General features: G+C 54.2%; 2 protein-coding genes. Both read right to left on the bottom strand.

Annotated elements, in window-relative coordinates; all coding sequences use genetic code 11:
- Window positions 1–352: 352 nt before the first annotated feature.
- Window positions 353–1084 (bottom strand): hypothetical protein, encoded by a 732-nt coding sequence (locus AAHF99_RS27085; RefSeq protein WP_342167417.1) that lies wholly within the window; start codon window positions 1082–1084, stop codon window positions 353–355.
- 45 nt (window positions 1085–1129) lie between these two features.
- Window positions 1130–1320 (bottom strand): hypothetical protein (locus tag AAHF99_RS27080; protein ID WP_342167416.1); only part of this gene is annotated, 191 nt, incomplete at its 5' end.

Here is a 1320-nt window from a genome sequence, read left to right as displayed (position 1 = left end):
CCATCGGCGTAGAGGCCATCCATGATGGGGTACGCCGGCTGCGTCGCGTGGATCGGTCGACTGCACAGAGCCGCCCGCACGAAGAACCGAGGGCAGCAGGGGACATCACGGTAGTCCAGCAGGCGATCCTACGAGCCTTCTGATGATCCTTGATTTCGTCTATGCCACACGCCCCATACCAATGTGATAGCGTCATCACATAACAACATAGCAAACCGATCACGCCATCATATCACGCTGCTCCGGAGGCGTTATCACTGAAGATAAAATAAATTAGATAAAGTGCCAGTATCGGTAACGTTAGGTGCTATTCAAAATAAGCTACCTAGGCGTTGACGGGCCCACAATAAATCTAAATTTCAGATAGCGCCGATAGTGATAAAGGCACTGGTATGATCGCGTACTTTTGGTGCCGTCGACAGAAGCCTTGTTGTGTCTGCAGACAGAGGAACGCTGTCGGACGATCGCAGGCTGACTTCTGACACCGCACCGGTAGCTTCCACCCCCTTAAATCGCGCTCCCAGGCATCTTCTGATTCCAATTGCCAGTGCATTGAGATCGGATCGTTGGAGTGGCGTATGGTGTCACTAGACGCATGCGGTGGCGTGGAACCAGAAACCGATCCCGGATCGACCTGTTCCACGGGAGGCCTAACCGCATCATGCAAGGGTTCCGAAAGCGAAGCAGTGCCCTGTTCCAGGCTCGCCGGTTCAGGTTTGATCCGATCCGAAGTGGATAGATTGGATACCGGCGACATCGTTGAATGCTCGGGGGCATCCGAGTCGGACGCCACGACGTCCCTCCCCCCTCTCAAGTAGGCCGGACGGATCTGTCGCAGGCGCCTGTCGTCGTTCGTGATCTTGCGGCAGGCGATATGGCCCAGACCCCGCAGGATCGAGATGGAATTCGCGACGCTATGTGGATGCATGCCTGTCGCCGCACCGATCGCAGCATCATCGAGCAGGCAGCCATCGTGTGCGAATTCGGGGTGCTCGGTCAGGAACCAAGCGATGCGTAACCCGCCCTTCGTTACCTCGGTATCCTGCGACACCTGACGGCGCCAATCACGCAGTAATTCAGACATGGCTCTCACATACCAATATGAAAATGTAATAAACCAATCACATAACTATATATCCTTCAACGACTTATCGCGATAATATCCACGCCGCTGGAGCATCAGCAGCAAACCTTCACGATATAGTTCCTGGGCCGACATATTATTTTCGAAAGCAATTTTTCGGATAAGCGCCAGTGTCTCAGCGCTCGCATACAACGATCGGTGAATGTGCCGCGGAGGCGTTTCCTGAGATGTGGTAG

Source organism: Methylobacterium litchii (assembly GCF_038442315.1).
Classification (GTDB): Bacteria; Pseudomonadota; Alphaproteobacteria; order Rhizobiales; family Beijerinckiaceae; genus Methylobacterium; species Methylobacterium litchii.
The sequence above is the reverse complement of the archived record's forward strand: the minus strand, read 5'-3'. Positions and strand labels throughout refer to the sequence as shown.

What these genes read in the sequence shown, in the direction of transcription:
- AAHF99_RS27085 (WP_342167417.1), bottom strand. Translation starts at nt 1,084, where the DNA reads ATGTCTGAATTACTGCGTGATTGGCGCCGTCAGGTGTCGCAGGATACC.